The organism is Nonomuraea rubra (assembly GCF_014207985.1).
In the GTDB taxonomy this organism is placed as follows: Bacteria; Actinomycetota; Actinomycetes; order Streptosporangiales; family Streptosporangiaceae; genus Nonomuraea; species Nonomuraea rubra.
The window spans coordinates 11,285,403-11,308,195 of the sequence record NZ_JACHMI010000001.1 but is presented as its reverse complement, the minus strand read 5'-3'; the positions used below and the strand labels follow the sequence as shown (position 1 = coordinate 11,308,195).

Here is a 22,793-nt window from a genome sequence, read left to right as displayed (position 1 = left end):
GGCGAAGTGTCTCAGAAGGGATAGCGGGCGATGTCCCCCTGCATGGTGACCCACTGCGTCTCGGTGAAGGCGCCGGCGTTGGCCCCGGTCCCGCCGAACCGCGCGCCCGTCCCCGACGCGCCCATCCCGCCGAACGGGGCCACGGCCTCGTCGTCCACCGTCTGGTCGTTGATGTGCACGACGCCCGTAGGCACCAGGTCCGCCAGGGCCAGCCCCTTCATCACGTCCCGGGTGAGTATCCCCAGCGACAGCCCGTACGGCGAGCCGGCGGCCAGCGCCGCCGCCTCCTCCAGCGTGGAGAACGTCGTCACGGGCGCCACGGGCCCGAACACCTCCTCCGCGTACGCCGGCGCGCCGACCGGCACCTCCGCCAGCACCGTCGGCCGGTAGAACAGCCCCTCGTACGTCCCTCCGCACGCCAGCCGCGCCCCGGCCGACACGCTGTCGGTGACCAGCCGGTGCACCCGGTCCCGCTGCCCCGCGTCGATGAGCGGCCCGAGCGCGACCTGCCCGGTGGCCGGGTCGCCCACCGGCAGGGCGCTCGCCTTCGCGGCCAGGCGCGCGACGTACTCCTCGGCCACGGCGGCGTGCACCAGGTGCCGGCCCGAGGTCATGCAGATCTGCCCCTGGTGGAAGAACGACGCCCAGGCGCCCGCCGACACGGCCGGGTCGAGGTCGGCGTCGTCGAAGACGACCAGCGCGGAGTTGCCGCCCAGCTCCAGGTGCACCCGCTTGAGCGAGCGTGCGGCCAGCTCGCCGACCCTGCGCCCGGCGGCGGTCGAGCCGGTGAAGGAGATCACGGGGACGTTCGGGTCGGCGACCAGGGCCTGGCCGGCCTCGGGGCCGCCGGGCAGCACGTGCAGCAGGCCGCCGGGCAGCCCGGCCTCCTCGAAGACGCGGGCGATGGCGTACCCGCCGCAGACGGCGGTGCGCTGGTCCGGCTTGAACACCACCGCGTTGCCCAGCGCCAGAGCCGGGGCGACGGACCTGGTGCCGAGGATGAGCGGGAAGTTGAACGGCGCGATCACGCCCACGACGCCGACGGGCACCCGCCGGGCGAAGCTGAGCCGCTTGCGCGCCGTCGGCAGCACCTCGCCGAGCGGCTGCGAGGCCAGCGCCGCCGCCTCGTAGCACTCCTGCGCCGCCACGTGCGTCTCGAAGGCGGCCTTGCCCGGCACGCCGCCCGACTCGCGCACGATCCAGTCCTGGATCTCCTGCGCGTGCTCCTCGAACAGGCGCCCGGCCCGCCGCAGCAGCGCCGCCCGCTCCTCGTACGGGGTCGCCGCCCAGGCCGGCTGCTCCTGCCTGGCGCGTACGGCGGCGGCCGCCACGTCCGCGGCGCCGGCCGTGCCCGCGCGGCCCAGCTCGGCGCCGGTGGCGGGCTCGACGACGGGGACGTCACCGGTCCGCGAGGCGGTCCAGCCGCCGTCGAAGAGCGATCCCGTCCAGATCTTGGGGTCCAGGAACGTCATGATGAGCCTCCTCGGCACTAGGGATCCACGGTCACGACCACGTCGAGCAGCAGGGGGGTCTCGCGTGCGGCGAGCGTGGGCAGGACCTCGTCAAGGGCGCCGGTCAGGCCGGCGTACGTCTCGATCCGCTGCGCGGGGCAGCCGAGCGACCTGGCCAGCGCGCCCATGTCCACCTCGTCGAACGGCGGCCACGGGCCCTTGCCGCCGCCGTGCTTGTCGGCCAGGCCGTCCATGACGGCGTACCGGCCGTTGGCGAGCACCACGAACAGCGCGCCCACCCGGTAGTGGGCCGCGCTCCAGAGGGCCTGCACGCCGTACAGCGCCGAGCCGTCGCCGACGACGGCGACCACGGGCCGGCCGGGCTGCGCCATCCGCAGGCCCACCGCGGCGGGCACGCCGAACCCGAGCCCGCCGTTGGCCGCCGAGATGAAGCCGAACGAGGTCCTGGCCGGCACCATCGCGTGCAGGTCGGGACGCGCGGAAGGCGCCTCCTCGATGAGCGCGACGTCGTGCGGGAGCCGCGCGGCCAGCTCCCGCAGCACGTCCGTGGGCCGTAGCGGCCCGCCCGAGTACGGCTCGTGTCCTGACACCCGTGCCCAGACGCCGCCACGCCCGGGAGGGGGCAGCAGGTCGGCCAGGCGGGCGCAGACGGCCTCGGGAGCGGCCAGGTACGCCAGGTCGGCGGGGCTGCGATGCGCCACCGCGGGGTCGTCCGTCACCAGCGCGATCGTCGTGCCGGGCTCGACCAGCGCGCCCGGCTCGTAGGAGTACTGCCGGAACACCGGCGCCCCCACCGCCAGCACCACGTCGTGGGGCCGCAGCCGCTCCCGCAGCCCGCTCCGTCCCCCGGGCAGCACCCCTCCGTACTGCGGATGGTCCTGCGGGAACCCGGCCCGCCCGCCGAACGACTCCTGGTACACCGGGCACCCCAGCCGCTCGGCCAGCGCCACGAGCGCGAACCAGCCCGGCCCCACGCCCGCGCCCGACACGATCGCCGGGCTGCGCGCTCCGGCCAGCAGCTCCACCAGCGGCACGAGGTCGGCGTCGGCCACGGCGGCCGGGCGCAGCAGCCGCGCCGGAGCCGCCACGGTCTCCCCGTCGAAGGGCGCCTGCCAGTCGTCCATCGGCACCAGGACCAGCGCGGGCCCCCTGGACGTGGTCGCCTCGTGGACGGCCCTGGCCACGGCGCCCGGCACGTCCTGGGGCCGCACCGGCTGATCGGTGCGTACCGGGTAGTCGCCGGCCAGCCCCGCCAGCCGCCCGGCCAGGAACGGCTCCAGCGCCAGGTGCCGCCGGTCCTGCTGGCCGACGACGATCACCAGCGGCACCCGGTTCTCCCTGGCGGTGGCGATGGCGCTGACGGCGTTGCCCAGCCCGGCCACGCTGTGCAGGAGGGCCAGCGCTGGAGCCTCCCGCCCGATCGCCCAGCCGGTCGCCATGCCGACCACCGAGCCCTCGTGCAGGGCCAGCACGAACCGCAGGTCGTCGGGCAGCCCGGCGAGCAGCGGCACCTCGGTCGAGCCGGGATTGGCGAAGATCGTGGTCAGTTCGTGCTGCCGCAGGATGTCGAAGACGGCGTCCCTAACGGTCCTCACTGTGCCCCCTTGCTCGCTGGATCTGCCGGTAGACGTGCCCGCGCAGCTCCCCGAAGCGGGGCAGCGACCGCGTCGTGAGCTGGTCGCGCTCGGCGGGCAGGTCGATCTTCAGGTCCTCCATGACCGTGGTCGGCGAGGAGGACAGCACCACGACCCGCCGGCCGAGGTAGACGGCCTCGTCGATGTCGTGGGTGACGAACAGCGTGGTGATCTCGAAGTTCCGCCACAGCCGCAGGATCAGGTCCTCCAGGTCCGCCCTGGTCTGGGCGTCCACGGCGGCGAACGGCTCGTCCATCAGCAGCACCTGCGGCTCGTACGCCACCGCGCGGGCGATCGCGACCCGCTGCTGCATCCCGCCGGAGAGCTGCCAGGGATGGGCGTCGGCGGCGTCGGAGAGCCCGACGGCGCGCAGGGAGTCGGCCACGCACCGCAGTAGCGTGGTCTTGCCGCAGCCCGACGGGCCCACGACGCAGACCAGCTCGCCGGCGCGGACGCTCAGCGTGATCGAGCCGATGGCCTCGACCCGGCGGCCCGGGCTCTCGTACACCTTGCGCAGGTCGTGGATCTCAAGCACGGGCGGCTCCACTGCCGTAGTACCAGGCCAGCACCCGCCGCTCCACGCGGCGGAAGAGCAGCGACAGCCCGAGCCCGAGCAGGCCGAGCAGGAGGATCCCGCTCCACATCTCGGCGATCTGGAACTGCCGCTGGAACAGCACGATCGTGAACCCCAAGCCGCTGGAGCTGGCGAACATCTCGCTGATGACCATGAGGATGATCCCGATGGACAGCGCCTGCCGCAGCCCGGTCATGATCTGCGGGCTCGCGCCGCGCAGCACGAACCGCCGCATCCTGGACGCGCCCCTGATGCCGTACATGCGGCAGGTGTCGGCCAGCACCTCGTCCAGCGCCCGCACGCCCTCCACGGTGTTGAGCAGGATAGGCCAGAGGCAGCCCGAGACGATGACCAGCACCTTCATCGGGGTGTCGATGCCCGCCAGCAGCATGATCAGCGGGACCAGCACGGGCGGCGGGATGGCCCTGAAGAACTCCAGCACCGGCTCCAGCGTCGCCCGCAGCCGCCGCGACAGCCCGATCGGCACGCCCAGCGCCACGCCGAGCAGCCCGGCCACCGCGTAGCCCGCCAGCAGCCGGCCCACGCTGGGCAGCACGTCGTCCACGAGCCGCTCGGAGAACCACGTCTCGGCGAACGCCCGCCCCACGGCCGCCGGGCTCGGCAGGTAGAACGAGCTCCCGCTGACGGCCCACCAGACCAGCACCAGCAGCACCGGAAGGGCGAGCAGCCTGACCGCCTTCACGCCGCCACCTCCGAGCGCACCGCCGGATGCCAGGCCAGCACCCTGCGCTCCAGCAGCCGCACGGCCGCGTTCACCGCGATCCCGACCAGCCCCGCCAGCACGATCAGCGCGTACACGGCGGGCACCGCGCCGCTGCTCTGCGCCACCTGGATCTCCGCGCCCAGCCCCGGGCTGCCGATGACCAGCTCCGCGGTCACCGCCAGGATGAACGCGACCGCCGCCGCCAGCCGCAGCCCGGTCATCACGTACGGCAGCGCCGCCGGCCACACCAGGTGCCTGACCCGCGACCAGGCCGACAGCCGGTACGACCTGGCGGTGTCGAAGGCCACGGAGTCCACGGCCGCCACGCCGTACAGGACCTGGATGAGCACCTGCCAGAACGACGCGTAGCCGACCAGCATCAGCGTCGAGCCCAGCGACGGCCCGAACAGCAGCGTGGCCAGCGGCACCAGCGCCACCGACGGGATGGGCCGCAGGAACTCGACGGTCGAGCTCGTCAGCGCGCGCAGCCCCGGCACGATCCCGATGACCACCCCGGTCACGACCGCCGCGCAGAACGCCAGCGCCAGGCCGATCGCCCAGCCGCGCAGCGTCTCGCCCAGCGCGATCCACAACTCCGCCGTGCCGAGCTGCGCCCCCAGCGTGGCGAGGATCTCCGAGGCGGGCGGCAGGAACCGCTCGTCCACCAGGCCGAGCCGGGGCACGGCCTCCATCAGCAGCACCAGGCCGCCGAGCCCGGCGGCGCCGTACCCCAGCCGGGCGGCGCCGTCCCGCAGCCTGGGCGGCAGCCCGTCGCGTCGGATCACGGCACCAGCGCCGACACGTCGATCTTCTCCTTGAGCACCCCGTCCGCCACCGCCAGGTCGGCGGTGGTCTGCACGGACGCCTTGTTCACCTCGGCCGGCCACTTCGGCAGGTAGATCTTGGCGATCACGTCGGGCGCGATCTTCGTGTACGTCTTCAGCACCTCGCGCACCTCGTCCGGATGCGCGTCGGCGTACTCCAGCGACTTGCGGATCGCCGCAGTGAACCGCCGGGTCAGGTCGGCGTCCGTCCTGCCGGTGGTGAAGTACATGGCCACGGTCAGGTCGGAGGTGGCGTCGGCGAAGTTCCAGGCCACGGGGCGGGCGCCCTGGCTGATGGCCTGGCTGACGAACGGCTCCACCACCCAGATCGCGTCCACCCGGCCGCTCTGCAGCGCGGCGGGCGCGTCGGGGAAGGGCAGCTCGACGAACTCGATGCCGGTCGGATCGCCTCCGGCGTTGCGCACGGAGGCGCGTACGGTCGTGTCGCCGATGTTCCTGAGCTGGTTGACCGAGATCTTCCTGCCCGCCAGGTCCTTGGCCGCCCTGATCGGGCTGTCCGGCTTGACCAGCACCGCGCTGAAGTCCTTGCCCTGCTCGCCGGTCGAGGAGACGCCGTTGGCGACCACCTTCACGTCCAGCCCCTGCTGCTTGGCGGTCAGCAGCGAGGTGGTGTTGGCGAAGGCGAACTGGAACTGCCCGCTCACCGCGCCCGAGACGGCCGCCGCGCCGCCCTGGACCGGGGTGATGGTCAGGTCGATCCGCTGTTCGGTGAAGAATCCCTTGGCCTTGCCGAGGTGGATCGGCGCGGTGTCCACGATGGCGATCACCCCGGCGTTGACCTTGGTCAGGCCGGAACCGCCCTGGGCGGGCGCGCCGGGCTGGGTGCCGCCGCCGCAGGCGGTCACGAGTAGAGCGGCGAGGACCACGAGAGCGCGACGCACGGCATGCTCCTAGTTGTTCGCTCTGCGCACATGTATTCTCGGATCGAACAACCCCGTATCGCGGAAGCTACGCTCTTGTCGGCTCCTGTCAAGGGGATCACCATGGTGGACCACGTGCAGTCGCTGGCCCGCGGGCTCGCGGTGATCCGGGCGTTCAGCGCCGCCGAGCCCGAGCAGACGCTCAGCCAGGTGGCCCGCGCCACCGGGCTCAGCCGGGCGGCGGCCAGGCGGTTCCTCCTCACGCTGACCGAGCTCGGGTACGTGCGCAACGACGGGCGGCTGTTCGCGCTCACACCCCGGGTGCTGGAGCTGGGGTACGCCTACCTGTCCGGCCTGTCGCTGCCCGAGGTGGCCGACCCGCACCTCGAACGGCTGGCCGCCGAGGTGCGCGAGTCGGCGTCGGTGGCGGTGCTGGACGGGGAGGACGTCGTGTACGTGGCGCGGGTGGCCACGGCGCGGATCATGCGGGTCAGCATCAGCATCGGCACCCGGTTCCCGGCACACTGCACGTCGATGGGGCGGGTGCTGCTGTCCGCGCTGCCGCCGGAGGCGCTGGAGGCGTACCTTTCGCGGGCCTGCCTGCGGCGGCTCACCTCCCGCACGATCGTGCTGCCCGCCGCCCTGCGGGCCGAGCTGGACGAGGTGCGGGTGCGCGGGTGGGCGATGGTGGACCAGGAGCTGGAGGAGGGGCTGCGCTCGATCGCCGCCCCCATCCGGGACCGGACGGGGCGGACGGTGGCGGCGGTCAACGTCTCGACGCACGCCACCCGTACGAGCCTGGAGGCAGCCGAGCGCGACCTGCTGCCGCCGCTGCTGGCCACGGCGGGCAGGATCGAGGCCGACCTCGCCTCGCTGTCACCCGCCCGCAACTGAGCCACCCCTCTTCTTTCCGGCCTCTTCTCTCCGGAAGGACCCGACGGCGGGTCACCGGTTGCGGTATCGGTCCGTGGCCAGGCGCGTGGCCCGGATGGCCGCGTCCGCCGTGTCGTAGCGCCGCTGCGCCAGCCCCACGAAGATGCAGTCCACGATCAGCAGCTGGCTGATCCGGCTGGCCAGCGCCCCGGGCCGGAAGGCCGTCTCGCGTCCCGCCGACACCAGCGTGTGATCCGCCAGCGCGGCCAGCGACGACCGCGGGTTGTTCGTGATCCCCACGACCAGCGCCCCCGCCTCCGCCGCCGTACGCGCCGGCACCAGCACGTCGGGCGTCTCCCCGGTGCAGCTGATCGCCACCGCCACGTCCCCGGCCTTGAGCAGCGCCGCGCTGGTCAACGCCAGGTGGGCATCGCTGAACGGATGGCTGGACAGCCCGATCCGCAGCAGCTTCTGCGACATGTCGGCCGCCACCAGCCCCGACGCGGCCACGCCGTACACGTCCACCCGCCGTGCCTCCGAGATCGCGGTCACGACCTCCCCGAGCTGGTCGGGATCGAGCTGGGCGGCCGTGTCCGCCAGTGCCTCGGACTCGGCCCTGGCCACCTTGGCGATCACGTCCGTCAGCGGGTCGTCGGGGCCGAGGTCGCCGGGCACCAGCCGCTCGGGCTCCTTGGCCACGGCCGCCGCCAGCGCGAAGCGGAGCTGCGAGTACCCGGAGAAGCCCAGCGCCCGCGCCGTACGCACGACCGTCGCCTCGCTCGTCCCCGACACCACGCTGAACTCGGTGATCGTGCTCCGCACGACCAGCCCGGGGTCGTCCAGGATGAGCCGCGCGATGGACTGCGCCGCGGGCGTCAGCGAGGGCAGCACGGCGCGTACGGCCGCGACCGGGTTCGCGGGTTCGACGCTCATGCGAGCAACCATTCGGCCGCGGCGAGCGCGGAGACGCGGGAGATGCCGTGGGTGGCGACGTGGGTGGCGCCAGGGGGCGGGGCCGGGATGCCGGTGTCCACGATGATCGCGTCGGGCCGGGCGGTGAGGGCCTTGGCCACGATGTCGCGTACCCAGGGGTGCCGGGCGGCGTCGTGCACCACGAGCACGACGGGCCGGTCATCGAAGGCGGGCAGCTCCCCGTCGGGGCCGAGCCGGACGCTGCCGGTGTTCGGCAGCAGGGAGGCCAGCGCGGCCGTGACGCCGGTCTGCGTGGCGGGGTCCACGGCCTGGTTGAGCCGCGTGTTGATCTCGACGACCAGCGGCCCGCGGTCGAGCCCGGCGGTGCCCGTCGTGGTGAGCGCCCTGCGGGCGGCCCGCATGCCGACGCCCTCGTCGGCGTCGTCGTGGGCCTGCGCCCGCGCCTTGGCCTGGTCGGCGTACCAGCCGGACAGCGCGCGCACCCGGGCGGCGGCCTCCGCCAGCCGCTCCTCGGGCAGCCGGCCGTCGTGGACGGCGGCCACGATCGCGTCGCGCAGCTCCCGCAGCTCGTCCTCGGTGGTCAGCCCGGCGCAGATGGCGTCCACGCCGGCGGCGAGCGCGCGCACCGCGACCTCGCCGGGGCCGAACATGGCGGCCACCGCCCGCATCTCGATCGCGTCGGTGACGAGCATCCCGTCGAACCCGAGCTCGCCCCTGAGGAGTTCGGTCAGGACGGTACGGCTGAGCGTCGCCGGCATCGACGGATCGAGCGCGGGCACGAGCAGGTGGCCGGACATGATCGAGCGCACCCCGGCGTCGATCGCGGCCAGGAACGGCGGCAGGTCGCGCTCGGCCAGCACCTCCCGCGAGGCGTGCACGGTGGGCAGCGCCAGGTGCGAGTCGGTGACCGTGTCGCCGTGCCCGGGGAAGTGCTTGGCACAGGCGGCCACGCCCGCGCCCTGCACGCCGCGCACGTAGGCGGCGGTGTGGCGGGCGACGAGCTCCGGTTCCGGGCCGAACGAGCGCACGCCGATGACAGGGTTGGCGGGGTTCGCGTTCACGTCGGCGGAGGGCGCGTAGTTGAGCGTGATGTCGAGATCTGCGAGCATCCTGCCGATCTGGCGGCCCACCTGCTCGGTGAGCGCCACGTCGTCCACCACGCCCAGCGCCCGGTTGCCGGGAAAGGAGCTGCCGGCCATGACCTCCAGCCGGGTGACCGTGCCGCCTTCCTCGTCGATGGCGATCACGGTGCCGGGATGTTCCGCGCGTAGTTGCCGGACGAGCCGCGCGCTGACGGCGTTGCGGGCGAACAGCACCACGCCGCCGAGACCCTCGCCCAGCGCGCGGCGCAGCCAGTCGGGGGCGGAGGTCCCCTCGAACCCCGGATGCAGCACCGTCATCGCCAGTCTGTACAGGTCACCGCTCATCGGCATTTTCCTTCACAGTTGTTGATCTGAAGGTAATTTTCTGTCATCGTCGGCCTCGACACAACCACTTCCGAGAGGCCACCCCCCATGCCCAGCAGAAGGACTCTCCTGAAGGGTCTCGCCCTCGCCGCCGCTGCTTCCGCCGTTCCGCTGCCTGCGTTCGCTGAATCCGGATATGTCCCGCCGTTACGGCAGATGAGGGGCATGTGGATCGCGTCCGTGGTCAACATCAACTGGCCGTCCAAGCCCGGGCTGAGCGCCGAGGAGCAGAAGGCCGAGTACCTCGCCTGGCTGGACGTGGCCGTCCAGAGGAAGCTCAACTCGGTGTTCGTGCAGATCAGGCCGACCGCCGACGCGTTCTGGCCGTCACCGTACGAGCCGTGGTCGCAGTACCTGACCGGCACCCAGGGGCAGGACCCCGGCTACGACCCGCTCGGGTTCGCCGTGGAGGAGACGCACAAGCGCGGCCTGGCCTTCCACGCCTGGTTCAACCCGTACCGCGTCTCGATGCAGGCCGACCCGGCCAAGCTGCACCCCGACCACCCCGGCCGCAAGAACCCCGACTGGATCCTGCCGTTCGGCGGCAAGCTCTACTACAACCCGGGCATGCCGGAGGTCCGCAAGTTCTGCCAGGACGCGATGATGGACGCGGTCACCCGCTACGACATCGACGGCCTGCACTTCGACGACTACTTCTACCCGACCAACACCACGGCCTTCGACGACGCCGAGGAGTTCGCCAAGTACGGCGCCGGCTTCCCCGACCTGGCCGCCTGGCGGCGCAACAACGTCGACCTCATGGTGCAGGAGATGCAGCAGCGGGTGCTCGCCGAGAAGCCGGAGATCGCCTGGGGCATCAGCCCGTCCGGCATCTGGCGCAACAGGGGCACCGACCCGCTCGGCTCCGAGACCAACGGCGGGCAGTCGTACGACAACCTGCACGCCGACACCCGCGGCTGGGTCAAGAAGGGCTGGCTGGACTACATCGCGCCGCAGCTCTACTGGTACATCGGGCAGCCGCCGGCCGACTACTCCAAGCTCGTGCCGTGGTGGTCGGACGTGGCGAGCGGCACGAACACGCTGCTGTGGATCGGGCAGGCCGCGTACAAGGCGGGCGACCCCGCGCAGGCGCCCGAGTGGCAGGTGCCGGGCGAGCTGTCCAGGCACCTGACGCTCAACCGCGAGCACCCCGAGATCGGCGGCGACATCTGGTACAACGCCAACGACGTCAAGGTGGACCGGATCGGCTCCGTCTCCACCGCGGTCAACGACCACTACCAGCGGCCCGCGCTCGCGCCCGTGCTGCCCAGGCTGGCGGGCGGCGAGCCGCCGCGGCGGCCGGTGCTGGCCTACGCCAAGCGCGTGCACTCGGGCGGTGTCGAGGTGCGGGCGGTGGCCACCGGCAGGGACGAGCCGTTCCTGTTCGCCATCTTCCGCTTCGACCGGCACGCCGGCCCGGGAGACTTCGCCGACGCCCGCAACCTCGTCGCGGTCGTGCCGGGCGACCGGCAGATCCGCTGGACCGACCCCGACGGCAGGCGCGGCCACCACTACTACGCGGTGGCGGTCGACCGGGCCAACCGGACGAGCAGGCCGAGCAACGGTTTCCGGGCGATCTGATAGGTGCTACCCGGATGATTTGATCCGGGCGATTTGAGGAGTGCTGCCCGGATGAGCTGATCCGGGCGGCGACCTGATGGGTGCTGCCCGGATGATCTGAGAGGTCTGAGGGCGTGCTGCGCCTGCGCGCGTCGCCGGCCGGTTTCCTGACCGGCGACGAGCCCGGCACACGCCCTCCGGACGTGTCACCGCTGCTCGAATCCGTGCCGTGACCGGCACGGCGGGGGCTTGAGGGTCCGACGCTGCCGGAACCCCTCGCCGAAGCCCCGGTCGCGATCTCAGAAGCCCTGTTAAGACGCCCTGCGCCCAGCCGCCGAAGGCTGCTCGGCCGTGGCGGCCCCAGCCGCGCGCTGTGGCGGGACCACCGGGGTCGGGCGCACGAGTCCGAGCGCGACGACCTCGTTGGCCAGCCGGGTGCGCCGGTTGGTGCCTTCGGGGATCCTGAACTTCTGGTAGAGCCGCAGCAGATGCTGCTTGACCGCGGCCTCGGTCACGACCAGGTCGTCGGCGATCTCGCGTGCGGTCGCCGGAGCGACGAACGCCTCGTCCGACAGCGCCGGCCTGCAGAGCGAGGTCAGCACGTCGACCTCGCGCCTGGTCAGCTCGGGCGCGGCCGCCCTGCGCAGCTCGACCTCGGGGGTGAAGTCCTCTCGGGGGACTCCACCGATGCGACCCCGCGCCGCGCCGAACGAGACGACGTCGCCGTCGTCAAGGACCCTCCGGGCGATCGGCCTGCCGTTCACCCGTGTGCCGTTCCTGGACAAGCCCAGGTCCACGACGTACAGGTAGGGTCCTCGTCTGACGAACTCGGCATGGAGTCGAGACACGCTGGGGTCGGTGAGCCGGATGTCTACACCCCGGCCCCTTCCGACCGTCGTGATCTCGGGGCGCAACGGGACCACCTCGCCAGTGTCCTCGATGCGTATGAACGGCCCCTCCACGGCAGTTCCTCCCCAGGTAGCCCGCCGTAACTATTACTACAGCTCCGGCTTACCCAACCGAGGGGATGCGGAATCTCCTTTGCCGAAAGGAGAATCCGACGTGAAATTGGTCTGGACCTTTGCGGTCGGTTTTGCCTGCTCACGGGTAGACTTCGGACGACGATAAGCGGAGGAAACACTCATGGCGGACAAGCCCACGAAAGGTCTGGCCGATGTCGTCGCGGCGTCCACAGCGCTGAGTGACATCGACGGAAAGGCCGGTCGCCTCTTCTACCGTGGATACGACATCCACGACCTGGCCGGCCGCGCGACGTTCGAGGAGACCGCACACCTGCTCCAGCGTGGCAAGCTGCCCACCCGCTCCGAGCTCGACGCGTACGGCGACGAGCTGGCACGCGGCCGGGAGCTGGGCGCCCTGGTGTCCGCGAACATCGCCGAGATCGCCGAGAAACAGAAACCCATGGAGGCGCTGCGCTCGCTGGTCTCGCTGTCGGGCGCCGACGACCCCGACAAGGACTCCATCGCCCCCGACGCCAACCTGCGCAAGGCGGCCAGGCTGGTCGCCCAGCAGCCGCTGCTCGTCGCCCGCTACCACGCCGCCCGCACCGGCGCCGAGGCCCCCGAGCCTGACCCGTCGCTGAGCATCGCCGCGAACTTCCTGCTTCAGGTCACCGGCCGCACGCCCGGCCCGCGCGAGGTCGAGATCTTCGACGAGTGCCTGGTCCTGCACGCCGACCACACCATGAACGCCTCCACCTTCGCCGCCCGGGTGTGCGCCGCGACCCTGTCGGACATGCACTCCGCCATCGTCGCCGCCATCGGCACCCTCAAGGGCCCGCTGCACGGCGGGGCGAACGAGCAGGTCATGAAGACCCTGGAGTCGCTGTCGCCGGGAGGCGTGGCCCAGGCCGTACGCGACAAGCTGGCCGCCGGCGAGAAGATCATGGGCTTCGGTCACCGCGTCTACAAGACGGAGGACCCGCGCGCCACGCACCTGCGCAGGATGTCGGCCGAGCTGGGCGAGTCCAGCGGCGACGACACCTACTACCGGATGTCCAAGGAGATGGAGGAAGTCGTCTTCGAGACCAAGGGTCTCTACCCCAACGTCGACTTCTACGCCGCCTCGGTCTACCACTACCTGGGCATCCCGACCGACCTGTTCACGCCGGTCTTCTCCATCAGCCGCATGTCCGGCTGGACCGCTCACGTGATCGAGCAGCACGCCGACAACCGGCTGATCCGCCCCGACAGTGAGTACATCGGTGAGACCGACCAGAAGTGGAAGCCGATCGAAGAGCGTTGAGCAACCAAGGGACTGAGCAGCGCGAGACCTGGGGGCCGTATCCGCTGATCCTGGCGGGTGCGGCCGTCGGCGTGCTCGTGGTCTTCATCGTGAACCCGCGCTGGGGCGGGTTCGTGCTGGGCGCCGCCATCATGATCGCCGCCGCGCTGCGCTTCGCCGGGTACGGCGGGCAGCTCGCGCTGAGGAGCAAGAGGATCGACGTCATCACGCTGTCCGTGTTCGGATTCGTGCTGGTCCTGACCTCGCTCCTGCTTTACAACAACGAGCTGAAGGCGCTCATCCTGTCCCTTTTCGCACCGTGACCTGGCGGTCCGATAGCCTCAACGCATCCATTCATTGAAGGGGAACCATTCGCATGCCCAAGATCAAGGTGGAGGGCCCCGTCGTCGAGCTTGACGGCGACGAGATGACCCGGATCATCTGGCAGTTCATCAAGGACCAGCTGATCCTTCCCTACCTCGACGTCGACCTGAAGTACTACGACCTCGGCATCGAACACCGGGACGCCACGGACGACCAGGTCACCATCGACGCCGCGAACGCCATCAAGAAGTACGGCGTCGGTGTGAAGTGCGCCACCATCACCCCGGACGAGGCGCGCGTCGAGGAGTTCGGCCTCAAGAAGATGTGGAAGTCCCCCAACGGGACCATCCGCAACATCCTCGGCGGCGTGATCTTCCGCGAGCCGATTATCATGTCGAACGTGCCGCGGCTCGTCCCCGGCTGGACCAAGCCGATCGTCGTCGGCCGTCACGCCTTCGGCGACCAGTACCGCGCCACCGACCTGAAGATCCCCGGCGAGGGCACGCTGACCCTGACGTACACGCCGAAGGACGGCTCCGAGCCGATCGAGCTCGACGTGTACGACTTCCCCGGCAGCGGCATCGCGATGGCGATGTACAACCTGGACGAGTCGATCCGCGACTTCGCCCGCGCGTCGATGCGTTACGGCCTCAACCGCGGCTACCCGGTCTACCTCTCCACGAAGAACACGATCCTCAAGGCCTACGACGGCCGCTTCAAGGACATCTTCGCCGAGGTCTTCGAGACCGAGTTCAAGGACGAGTTCGACAAGGCCGGCCTGACCTACGAGCACCGCCTCATCGACGACATGGTCGCCGCGGCGCTGAAGTGGGAGGGCGGCTACGTCTGGGCCGCGAAGAACTACGACGGCGACGTCCAGTCCGACACGGTCGCCCAGGGCTTCGGCTCGCTCGGCCTGATGACCTCGGTCCTGATGACCCCCGACGGCCAGACCGTCGAGGCCGAGGCCGCGCACGGCACCGTGACCCGCCACTACCGCCAGCACCAGCAGGGCAACCCCACCTCCACCAACCCGATCGCCTCGATCTTCGCGTGGACGCGTGGCCTGGCGCACCGCGGCAAGCTCGACAACACCCCGGCGGTGACCGAGTTCGCCAACAAGCTGGAGCAGGTCTGCGTGGAGACCGTCGAGGGCGGTCAGATGACCAAGGACCTCGCGCTCCTCGTCGGCGGCGACGCCAAGTGGCTGACCACCCAGGACTTCCTGGCGGCTCTCGACGAGAACCTCAAGAAGAAGATGTCGGCTTAACCGCCGCTGAACACGGCCTCTACCTGCGGTTACCCCGCCTGGTAGAGGTCGTTCGGCTGTCTGCCGCCGCCTCGGGCGTGGTCAACTTTTTGGTGGTTTCCCACAAATCGGGCCGCGTAGCGTGCGCTGTGTACGACATGGGCGCCGCCGGTCGGCAGACGGGAGAGTTGATACTGCACGGGGCTGTCGTGCCGCAGGGCACATCGTTGGTCTACAGGAGGGCTCGGTCGGGTGTTCAGTCGTGTCGCCATCGTCAATCGTGGTGAGGCCGCCATGCGGCTCATCCACGCCGTACGGGACCTCGCCGCGGAGACCGGGACACGGATGGAGACCGTCGCCCTGTACACCGACGTCGACCGTACGTCGACCTTCGTCCGCGAGGCGGACCTGTCCTACGATCTCGGCCCCGCCTCGGCGCGCCCCTACCTCGACCTGAAGGTGCTGGAGCGCGCCCTGGTGGAGACGGGGGCCGACGCCGCGTGGGTCGGGTGGGGCTTCGTCGCCGAGGATCCCGCGTTCGCGGAGCTGTGCGAGCGGATCGGGGTCACCTTCGTCGGGCCTGGCCCGGACGCCATGCGCAAGCTGGGCGACAAGATCGGTGCCAAGCTGATCGCCGAGGAGGTCGGCGTGCCGGTCGCGCCGTGGAGCCGCGGCGCCGTCGAGAGCCTCGACGCCGCCAGGACGGCCGCGGCCGAGATCGGTTACCCGCTGATGCTGAAGGCCACCGCGGGCGGCGGCGGGCGCGGCATCCGCGTGATCACCAGCGAGGCCGAGCTGGACGACGCCTACGAGCGCACCAGCCAGGAGGCCGCGCGGGCGTTCGGCAGCGGCGTCGTGTTCCTGGAGCGGCTGGTCACCGGAGCCAGGCACGTCGAGGTGCAGGTGATCGCCGACGGCCAGGGCACCGCGTGGGCGCTCGGCGTCCGCGACTGCTCGGTGCAGCGGCGCAACCAGAAGGTCATCGAGGAGTCGGCCTCGCCGGTGCTCGCCCCCGAGCAGGCGGCCGAGCTCAAGGCGTCGGCCGAGCGGCTGGCCGTGGCGGTCGGCTACCGCGGCGCGGCGACCGTCGAGTTCCTCTACCACCCCGGCGAGCGGCTGTTCGCGTTCCTGGAGGTCAACACGCGCCTCCAGGTCGAGCACCCGATCACCGAGATCACGACCGGGTTCGACCTGGTCAAGGCGCAGCTGCACGTGGCGTCGGGCGGCCGGCTGGAAGGGGAGCCGCCGGCGGAGCGCGGCCACGCCATCGAGGCCCGGCTGAACGCCGAGGACCCCGACCGCGACTTCGCGCCGTCCCCCGGCCGCATCGCCCGGCTGGACCTGCCCGCCGGGCCGGGCATCCGGGTCGACACCGGCGTCAGCGAGGGCGACACCATCCCCGCCGACTTCGACTCCATGATCGCCAAGATCATCGCCTACGGCCGCGACCGCGAGGAGGCCCTCGGCAGGCTGCGCCGGGCGATGGCCCGCACCTCGGTGATCATCGAGGGCGGCGCCACGAACAAGAGCTTCGTGCTCGACCTGCTCGACCAGCCCGAGGTGATCGACGCCGGCGCCGACACCGGCTGGATCGACCGCGTCCGCGGCGAGGGCAGGCTGGTCTCGCACCGCCACTCCGGTGTCGCGCTGGCGGCCGCCGCCATCGAGGCGTACGAGGAGGAGGAGCGCGCCGAGCGGCAGCGGCTGCTCGCGACCGCGTTCGGCGGGCGCCCGCAGGTGCAGCACAAGAGCAGCCGGCCGCTGGACCTCAAGCTGCGTGGCGCCGGCTACCGCGTGCGCGTCGCGCGGGTCGGCGCGCACCGGTTCCGCGTCGCCGTCGAGGCGGGCGGCGAGATGCGTACCGCCGACGTCGAGCTCGACCGCTTCGACCGCTACACCGGGCAGATCGTCGTCAACGGCTGCCGCTACCGCCTGCTCATCGGCACGCACGGGGCCACCCACCTGATCGAGGTGGACGGCGTGGCACACCGCGTCAGCCGCGACGAGGGCGGCGTCGTCCGCTCGCCCGCGCCCGCCCTGGTCGTCGCCACGCCGCTGGCGGTCGGCGCCGAGGTCGAGGCGGGCGCGCCGGTCCTGGTGCTGGAGTCCATGAAGATGGAGACGGTGCTGCGGGCGCCGTTCAAGGCCCGGCTGAAGGAGATCTCCGTCTCCGTGGGCAGCCAGGTGGAGACGGGCGCGCCGCTGCTGCGGCTGGAGCCGCTGGCCGACGACTCCGCCGCCACGCTCGACGAGGCGGTCGGCGCCGCCGAGCTGGACCTGCCCCCGGCGCCCGGCGAGCTGCCGGCGCGGGAGCGCGCCAGGCGCGGCCAGGAGGGCCTGCGCAGCCTGCTGCTGGGCTACGACCTCGACCCGCACGACGAGCGCCGGGTGCTCGACGACTACCTGGCCGCGCGCCGTACGGTCATCGAGGACGGTCACCGGCCGCTGGCCGAGGAGCTGGAGCTCTTCGAGGCGTTCGCCGACCTGGCCGAGCTGAGCCGCAACCGGCCCGCGGGCGAGGACGGCGACGAGCACGTGCACAGCCCGCGCGAGTACTTCCACACCTACCTGCAGAGCCTCGACGTCGAGCGGGCCGGGCTGCCGGACTCGTTCCAGGCCAAGCTCGCCAAGGCGCTGCGGCACTACGGGGTCGCCGAGCTGGAGCGCACCGGCGAGCTGGAAGGGGCGGTGTTCCGCATCTTCCTGGCCCAGCAGCGCGCCTCCGCCGATGTCGCGGTGCTGGCAACCCTGCTGCGCTCCTGGCTGCGCGAGCCGCCGCCGGACGAGGCGCTGCGCGAGCCAGCCGGGCTCGTGCTGGAGCGGCTGCTGGCCGCCACGCAGGTCCGCTACCCGGTGATCTCCGACCTGGCGCGGGGCGTGGTGTTCGCCTGGTTCGGGCAGCCGCTGCTGCGCCGCAACCGCGCCCGCGTCTACGCCGGCGTGCGCAGGCACCTGCGCCACCTCGACGCGCACCCCGGCTCGCCCGACCGCGCCGAGCGCATCGCCGAGATGGTCCGCAGCACCGAGCCGCTGGTGCGGCTGCTCGGCCAGCGCCTGGTCCGCGAGAACCTGGACAACGCGGTCATGCTGGAGGTGCTGACCCGGCGGTACTACGGCAACAAGCCGCTCATCGCCGTCCGCACCAGCGAGGTGGCGGGCTGCACGTTCGTCATCGCCGAGCGCGCGGGGTCGAGCGTGGTCTCCGCCGCGGTGAGCTTCGAGGCGCTGGGCAGCGCGCTGCGCGGCCTGGCCGAGCTGGCCGGCGCCGGCGAGGACGTCGTGGACGCCGACATCTACCTCGTCTGGGAGGGCCAGCCCGAGGACTCCGACGCGGCCGCGGCAGCGCTGCACGAGGTCGTCGCCGCGCACCCGCTGCCCGCGCAGGTACGCAGGATCACCGCCACCGTCGCCGGGCGCGGCGGCGCGGTCATGCACCACCACTTCACCTTCCGCCCGTCGGCCGAGGGCATGGCGGAGGAGCGGCTGATTCGGGGCCTGCACCCGTACATCGCCGAGCGCATGCAGCTGGAGCGGCTGAACAAGTTCGACCTCACCCGGCTCCCGTCGTCGGACGAGGAGGTCTACCTCTTCCAGTGCGTGGCGCGGGAGAACCCGTCCGACGACAGGCTCATCGCCTTCGCCCAGGTACGCGACCTGACCGAGCTGCGCGAGCACGACGGCAGGCTCGTCGCGCTACCAACAGCCGAGGACATCATCGCCGCCTGCGTCGACTCCATCCGCCGCGCCCAGGCCAGGCGGCCGTCGAAGAAGCGGCTCAACACCAACCGGATCGTGATCTACGTCTGGCCGCCCAGCAACCTCACCCGCGCCGAGATCGAGATGCTCGCCCGGCGCGTGCTGCCGACGACCGCGGGGGCCGGGCTGGAGGAGACGCTGTTCATCGCGCGGCAGCGCGACCCGGAGACCGGCGCGCTGACCAAGGTCGCCGTGCGCATCTCCCTGGACGCCACCGGCGCCCCCAAGCTGACCATCAGCCAGCCGTCGGACGCGCCGATCGAGCCGCTGGACGACTACCGGCAGAAGGTGCTGCGCGCCAGCAGCCGCAACACCGTCTACCCGTACGAGCTGACCGGCATGCTCGGCGACTTCGCCGAGCACGACCTCGACGACGACCACCGGCTAGTGCCGGTCGAGCGGCCGAAGGGCCGCAACACCGCGGCGCTCGTCGCGGGCGTGGTCACCACGCGGACCAGGCGGCACCCCGAGGGCATCACCAGGGTCGTGCTGCTCGGCGACCCGACCAAGTCGCTCGGCGCGCTGTCGGAGCCCGAGTGCCGCCGCGTGATCGCCGCGCTGGACCTGGCCGAGCGGATGCGGGTGCCGCTGGAGTGGTACGCGCTGTCGGCCGGCGCCCGGATCTCCATGGAGTCGGGCACGGAGAACATGGACTGGGTGGCCGCGGCGCTCAAGCGCATCGTGGAGTTCACCCAGGACGGCGGCGAGATCAACATCGTGGTCGCGGGCATCAACGTCGGCGCGCAGCCGTACTGGAACGCCGAGGCGACGATGCTCATGCACACCAAGGGCATCCTGGTGATGACGCCGGACTCGGCGATGGTGCTCACCGGCAAGCAGTCGCTCGACTTCTCCGGCGGCGTCTCGGCGGAGGACAACTTCGGCATCGGCGGCTACGACCGGGTGATGGGCCCGAACGGGCAGGCCCAGTACTGGGCGCCGAACCTGTCCGCCGCCCGCGACGTGCTGATGTCGCACTACGACCACACCTACGTCGCCCCCGGCGAATCGGGGCCGCGGCGGGTGCGGACCAGCGACCCCGTCGACCGCGACATCTCCGACTTCCCGCACATCGTGGAGGGCAGCGACTTCTCCACGGTCGGCGAGATCTTCTCCAGCACGGCCAACCCCGACCGCAAGAAGCCGTTCGACATCCGCACGGTGATGCGGGCGCTGTCCGACCAGGACCACCCGGTGCTGGAGCGCTGGGCGGGCATGGCCGACGCGGAGACCGCGGTGGTGCAGGACGTGCACCTCGGCGGCATGCCGGTGTGCCTGCTCGGCATCGAGTCGCGGTCGGTGCCGCGGCGCGGCTTCCCGCCCACCGACGGCCCCGACACCTACACGGCCGGCACGCTGTTCCCGCGCTCGTCGAAGAAGGCCGCGCGGGCGATCAACGCGGCCAGCGGCAACCGGCCGCTGGTGGTGCTGGCGAACCTGTCCGGCTTCGACGGCTCGCCGGAGTCGATGCGGAAGCTGCAGCTCGAGTACGGCGCCGAGATCGGCCGCGCGATCGTGAACTTCCAAGGGCCCATCGTGTTCTGCGTGATCTCGCGGTATCACGGTGGCGCGTTCGTGGTGTTCTCCAAGGCGCTGAACCCGAACATGACCGTGCTGGCGCTGGAGGGCTCGTTCGCCTCGGTGCTCGGTGGCGCTCCGGCCGCCGCGGTCGTCTTCTCCGGCGAGGTCAATGCCAGGACGGCGGCCGACGCGCGCGTACAGGACCTGGAGGCGCGCGTGGCGGCGGCGGCCGGGGCCGACCGTGCGGCGCTGACCGCCGAGCTGGACGAGCTGCGCGCGTCGGTGCGGGCGGAGAAGCTCGGCGAGGTGGCCGCGGAGTTCGACCGGGTGCACAACATCCGGCGCGCGGTCGAGGTCGGCTCCGTGGACGCCGTCATCCGCGCCGCGGAGCTGCGGCCGAAGGTGATCGAGGCCATCGAGGCGCGCCTGAAGTAGCCGGAGGAGGGCCGTCCCGTCCCCGGGGACGGCCCTTTCCCATGTCTTGACGTGTACGGCGGCGTGGCACTGTTGATCACGTGGGTATGAGGCAGCTCAGAACAGTCGTACGCGTTTCGGGGGGTTCGGATGCGACTGAGAATTCTGAGTGGGCTGGGGGCGCTCACCGCCGCCGCGATCCTGTCCGGCTGCGACTCTCAGCCGGACACCACCAAGCTGGCCGACACCAAGGTCGACGCCGCCACGAAGCTCAAGGCGACCAAGGCGGCCAAGGTCAAGAACGCCGCCAAGGTGAGGGCGAACGAGCTCGGGCAGATCCCGGTGCTGATGTTCCACCGGATCGTGCCGAAGCCGCAGACGACGGACGACAGGTCGCCGCAGCAGTTCAGGGCCGACCTGGAGCGGCTGGTGAAGGAGGACTACGTGCCGATCACGGCCGCCGAGATGGTGGCCGGCAAGATCGACATCCCTGCCGGCAAGCACCCCGTGGTGCTGACGTTCGACGACTCCTCGCCCTCGCAGCTCACGCTGAACCAGATGGGCGAGCCGCAGAAGGACACCGCGGTCGCGATACTCAAGGAGGTCGCCGCCGCGAACCCGGGCTGGAAGCCCAAGGCCACGTTCTACGTGACGCGCGACATGTTCGGCAAGACCACGCGCGAGGAGCAGGCGCAGATGCTGCTCTGGCTCAAGGACAACGGCTTCGAGATCGGCAACCACACCAGCGACCACCTGAACCTGCGGGGCCGCTCGCACAAGGAGGTCGAGGAGCAGATCGGCAAGATCGCCGCGCAGATCAACTCCTTGTCCTACACCAAGCCCACCACCATCGCCCTGCCGTACGGCAACCAGCCGAACAAGAAGGACTGGGCGATGCGCGGCAAGCTCTACAACCACCAGGGCGCCTTCCTGGCCGGCTACACGCCCGCGCCGGCGCCCTTCAGCAAGTCGTACGACCCGGCCGGCATCCCGCGGATCAAGGCCATGGAGAAGAAGGGCGACTGCGCGCAGTTCTGCTCGCACGCCTGGCTCGACTGGCTCAAGAAGAACCCGGACATGCGTTACACCTCGGACGGGGACGTCAGCACGGTGGCCTATCCCAAGTACAAGGCGCCGTACCTGCGCAAGTCCTTCACCACCTGGAGCCTGCCCTACTGATCGAGCACCCTGAAGGTGATCCCCGCGCGGTGCAGGCGGTCGATGAGGGGCTGCCCCATGGCCGAGGCCGTGGTGAGCTGGCCCGCGCGGCCGGGGACGTCGTCGAAGGCCAGGCAGAGGGCCGACTCGGCGAGCATCTTGGCGGTCTCGTCGTAGCCGGGGTCGCCGCCCGCGACCTGCGTGACCACGCGCTCGCCGCCGCCCTCGCCCAGGAACGTGACCTTGAACCAGCTCCTGGCCCGCCGCGCGGGTGACGGCCCCTCGCCGGGTCGCACCCGGCTCTGCATCCAGCGGCGCGCCGGCGGGAGCTGGGCCAGAGCCGCGAACGCGCCCGCGCCCGCCACCGTGGCCAGCGCCCGCGGCAGGGTGCGGACCGCGTAGTGCTGGCGGTAGGCGAAGTCGGGGCCGTAGCGGTCGAGCAGGCGGGCGGAGTAGCCGACGACGTGCGGGTCGATGCTGGGCATGGGCAGGGCCCAGCCGCCCACGTAACGCAGCCCGCCGGGCCCGGAGCTGACCGTGCGGCCCTTGGGCCTGGGCTCGGCCGAGCGGCGCTGGGTGCCCTGCGCGACGGCCTGGCGGGCGCGGCCCATGACGGCCAGCACGGTGGCCGCCGTGCCGCCCGACGGGCGCCCGCTGACCCGCAGGAAGCCGCTGACCCTGAGCGGGACGCCCTCGGGGAGCCGGCCGACCGTGTGCAGGACGCCGAGGTCGTACGGGATCGAGTCGAAGCCGCAGGCGTGCACCAGCTTGGCGCCGCTCCTGACCGCCCGGTCGTGGTAGTACACGTACACGCGGTCCATGAACTCCTGCTCGCCCGTGAGGTCGAGGTAGTGGGTGCCGGCGTCGGCGCAGGCGGCGACCAGGGGCTCGCCGCGCAGGACGTACGGGCCGACCGTGGTGGCCAGGACCCGCGTCTGGCGGACGAGCGCCGCGAGCGAGGCCGCGTCGGTGGCGTCAGCGGTGAGGACCGGCACGTCGAGCCCGAGGCGTTCCAGCTTGGCCCGGTCGCGTCCGGCCAGCGCCCAGCGGGTGCCGGGGCCCGCGGCCCTGGCGAGGTAGGCGGCCGTCAGGGCGCCGGTGAACCCGCTCGCGCCGAACAGCACGATGTCATAGGGGCGATCCATGATCCTGAGGCTTCCCGGAACGGGGTGCGGGCGCAAGATGC

General features: G+C 71.8%; 17 protein-coding genes. 7 read left to right on the top strand and 10 right to left on the bottom strand.

Annotation, left to right across the window (positions count from 1 at the left end; genetic code table 11):
• Positions 1-11: 11 nt before the first annotated feature.
• From HD593_RS51540 to HD593_RS51515, 6 genes are read right to left on the bottom strand one after another with little or no spacing between them, the layout of a single operon-like run.
• Positions 12-1,472, bottom strand: coding sequence for a benzaldehyde dehydrogenase (locus HD593_RS51540; RefSeq protein WP_185110182.1), 1,461 nt, complete (start codon positions 1,470-1,472; stop codon positions 12-14).
• A 17-nt stretch (positions 1,473-1,489) separates the two neighbouring features.
• Positions 1,490-3,067, bottom strand: coding sequence for a thiamine pyrophosphate-dependent enzyme (locus tag HD593_RS51535; protein WP_185110181.1), 1,578 nt, complete (start codon positions 3,065-3,067; stop codon positions 1,490-1,492).
• Complete coding sequence (locus HD593_RS51530; protein ID WP_185110180.1) at positions 3,054-3,641, bottom strand: ABC transporter ATP-binding protein; 588 nt, start codon at positions 3,639-3,641, stop codon at positions 3,054-3,056. Before HD593_RS51530 ends, HD593_RS51535 begins: the two co-directional genes overlap by 14 nt.
• Positions 3,634-4,383 (bottom strand): ABC transporter permease, encoded by a 750-nt coding sequence (locus HD593_RS51525; protein ID WP_312904349.1) that lies wholly within the window; start codon positions 4,381-4,383, stop codon positions 3,634-3,636. The genes HD593_RS51530 and HD593_RS51525 overlap by 8 nt, the downstream gene beginning before the upstream one ends.
• The gene (locus tag HD593_RS51520) at positions 4,380-5,189 is read right to left on the bottom strand and encodes an ABC transporter permease (RefSeq protein ID WP_312904348.1); all 810 of its coding nucleotides are present in this window, start codon (positions 5,187-5,189) and stop codon (positions 4,380-4,382) included. Before HD593_RS51520 ends, HD593_RS51525 begins: the two co-directional genes overlap by 4 nt.
• Positions 5,186-6,130 (bottom strand): ABC transporter substrate-binding protein, encoded by a 945-nt coding sequence (locus tag HD593_RS51515; RefSeq protein WP_185110179.1) that lies wholly within the window; start codon positions 6,128-6,130, stop codon positions 5,186-5,188. Before HD593_RS51515 ends, HD593_RS51520 begins: the two co-directional genes overlap by 4 nt.
• Positions 6,131-6,232: 102 nt before the next feature.
• Between HD593_RS51515 and HD593_RS51510 the strand changes: the two genes are divergently transcribed.
• Complete coding sequence (locus tag HD593_RS51510) at positions 6,233-7,003, top strand: IclR family transcriptional regulator domain-containing protein (protein WP_185110178.1); 771 nt, start codon at positions 6,233-6,235, stop codon at positions 7,001-7,003.
• A 51-nt stretch (positions 7,004-7,054) separates the two neighbouring features.
• On the opposite strand, the gene HD593_RS51505 is transcribed toward HD593_RS51510, so the two are convergent.
• Together HD593_RS51505 and HD593_RS51500 are read right to left on the bottom strand one after the other, a co-directional pair.
• Entirely contained in the window at positions 7,055-7,915 is an 861-nt protein-coding gene (locus HD593_RS51505; protein ID WP_246547197.1) for a MurR/RpiR family transcriptional regulator, read from the bottom strand.
• Positions 7,912-9,342, bottom strand: coding sequence for a glycoside hydrolase family 3 protein (locus HD593_RS51500; protein WP_185110176.1), 1,431 nt, complete (start codon positions 9,340-9,342; stop codon positions 7,912-7,914). The genes HD593_RS51505 and HD593_RS51500 overlap by 4 nt, the downstream gene beginning before the upstream one ends.
• 204 nt (positions 9,343-9,546) lie before the next feature.
• Here HD593_RS51500 and HD593_RS51495 point away from each other — a divergent pair, with 204 nt between their 5' ends.
• Entirely contained in the window at positions 9,547-10,962 is a 1,416-nt protein-coding gene (locus HD593_RS51495; RefSeq protein ID WP_246547196.1) for a glycoside hydrolase family 10-like protein, read from the top strand.
• Between the two features lie 290 nt (positions 10,963-11,252).
• On the opposite strand, the gene HD593_RS51490 is transcribed toward HD593_RS51495, so the two are convergent.
• Positions 11,253-11,903 carry an FHA domain-containing protein gene (locus HD593_RS51490; protein ID WP_185110174.1) on the bottom strand — a complete coding sequence of 217 codons (651 nt, stop codon included), beginning with the start codon at positions 11,901-11,903 and terminating at the stop codon, positions 11,253-11,255.
• Between the two features lie 181 nt (positions 11,904-12,084).
• On the opposite strand from HD593_RS51490, the gene HD593_RS51485 reads away from it, so the two are divergent.
• From HD593_RS51485 to HD593_RS51465, 5 genes are all read left to right on the top strand, one after another.
• Positions 12,085-13,206, top strand: a complete 1,122-nt coding sequence (locus tag HD593_RS51485; protein ID WP_185110173.1) for a citrate/2-methylcitrate synthase — start codon at positions 12,085-12,087, stop codon at positions 13,204-13,206.
• The gene (locus tag HD593_RS51480) at positions 13,203-13,508 is read left to right on the top strand and encodes a DUF3017 domain-containing protein (protein WP_185110172.1); all 306 of its coding nucleotides are present in this window, start codon (positions 13,203-13,205) and stop codon (positions 13,506-13,508) included. Before HD593_RS51485 ends, HD593_RS51480 begins: the two co-directional genes overlap by 4 nt.
• A 53-nt stretch (positions 13,509-13,561) precedes the next feature.
• A complete protein-coding gene (locus HD593_RS51475) occupies positions 13,562-14,779 on the top strand; it encodes an NADP-dependent isocitrate dehydrogenase (protein ID WP_185110171.1) in 1,218 nt (405 codons plus the stop codon).
• A gap of 231 nt (positions 14,780-15,010) precedes the next feature.
• The gene (locus HD593_RS51470; protein WP_185110170.1) at positions 15,011-20,470 is read left to right on the top strand and encodes an ATP-binding protein; all 5,460 of its coding nucleotides are present in this window, start codon (positions 15,011-15,013) and stop codon (positions 20,468-20,470) included.
• A gap of 129 nt (positions 20,471-20,599) precedes the next feature.
• Positions 20,600-21,628: a polysaccharide deacetylase family protein gene (locus HD593_RS51465; RefSeq protein ID WP_185110169.1), complete on the top strand. Its 1,029-nt coding sequence runs from the start codon at positions 20,600-20,602 to the stop codon at positions 21,626-21,628.
• Here HD593_RS51465 and HD593_RS51460 read toward each other — a convergent pair.
• Positions 21,622-22,752: a saccharopine dehydrogenase family protein gene (locus HD593_RS51460; protein WP_185110168.1), complete on the bottom strand. Its 1,131-nt coding sequence runs from the start codon at positions 22,750-22,752 to the stop codon at positions 21,622-21,624. The genes HD593_RS51465 and HD593_RS51460 overlap by 7 nt on opposite strands.
• Positions 22,753-22,793: the final 41 nt, after the last annotated feature.

Excerpts from the sequence above, each read along its gene's own strand:
- HD593_RS51495 (WP_246547196.1), top strand. The coding sequence starts at position 9,547 with ATGTGGATCGCGTCCGTGGTCAACATCAACTGGCCGTCCAAGCCCGGG.
- HD593_RS51465 (WP_185110169.1), top strand. The coding sequence starts at position 20,600 with ATGCGACTGAGAATTCTGAGTGGGCTGGGGGCGCTCACCGCCGCCGCG.
- HD593_RS51500 (WP_185110176.1), bottom strand. The coding sequence starts at position 9,342 with ATGAGCGGTGACCTGTACAGACTGGCGATGACGGTGCTGCATCCGGGG.
- HD593_RS51460 (WP_185110168.1), bottom strand. The coding sequence starts at position 22,752 with ATGGATCGCCCCTATGACATCGTGCTGTTCGGCGCGAGCGGGTTCACC.
- HD593_RS51475 (WP_185110171.1), top strand. The coding sequence starts at position 13,562 with ATGCCCAAGATCAAGGTGGAGGGCCCCGTCGTCGAGCTTGACGGCGAC.
- HD593_RS51485 (WP_185110173.1), top strand. The coding sequence starts at position 12,085 with ATGGCGGACAAGCCCACGAAAGGTCTGGCCGATGTCGTCGCGGCGTCC.
- HD593_RS51510 (WP_185110178.1), top strand. The coding sequence starts at position 6,233 with ATGGTGGACCACGTGCAGTCGCTGGCCCGCGGGCTCGCGGTGATCCGG.
- HD593_RS51540 (WP_185110182.1), bottom strand. The coding sequence starts at position 1,472 with ATGACGTTCCTGGACCCCAAGATCTGGACGGGATCGCTCTTCGACGGC.
- HD593_RS51505 (WP_246547197.1), bottom strand. The coding sequence starts at position 7,915 with ATGAGCGTCGAACCCGCGAACCCGGTCGCGGCCGTACGCGCCGTGCTG.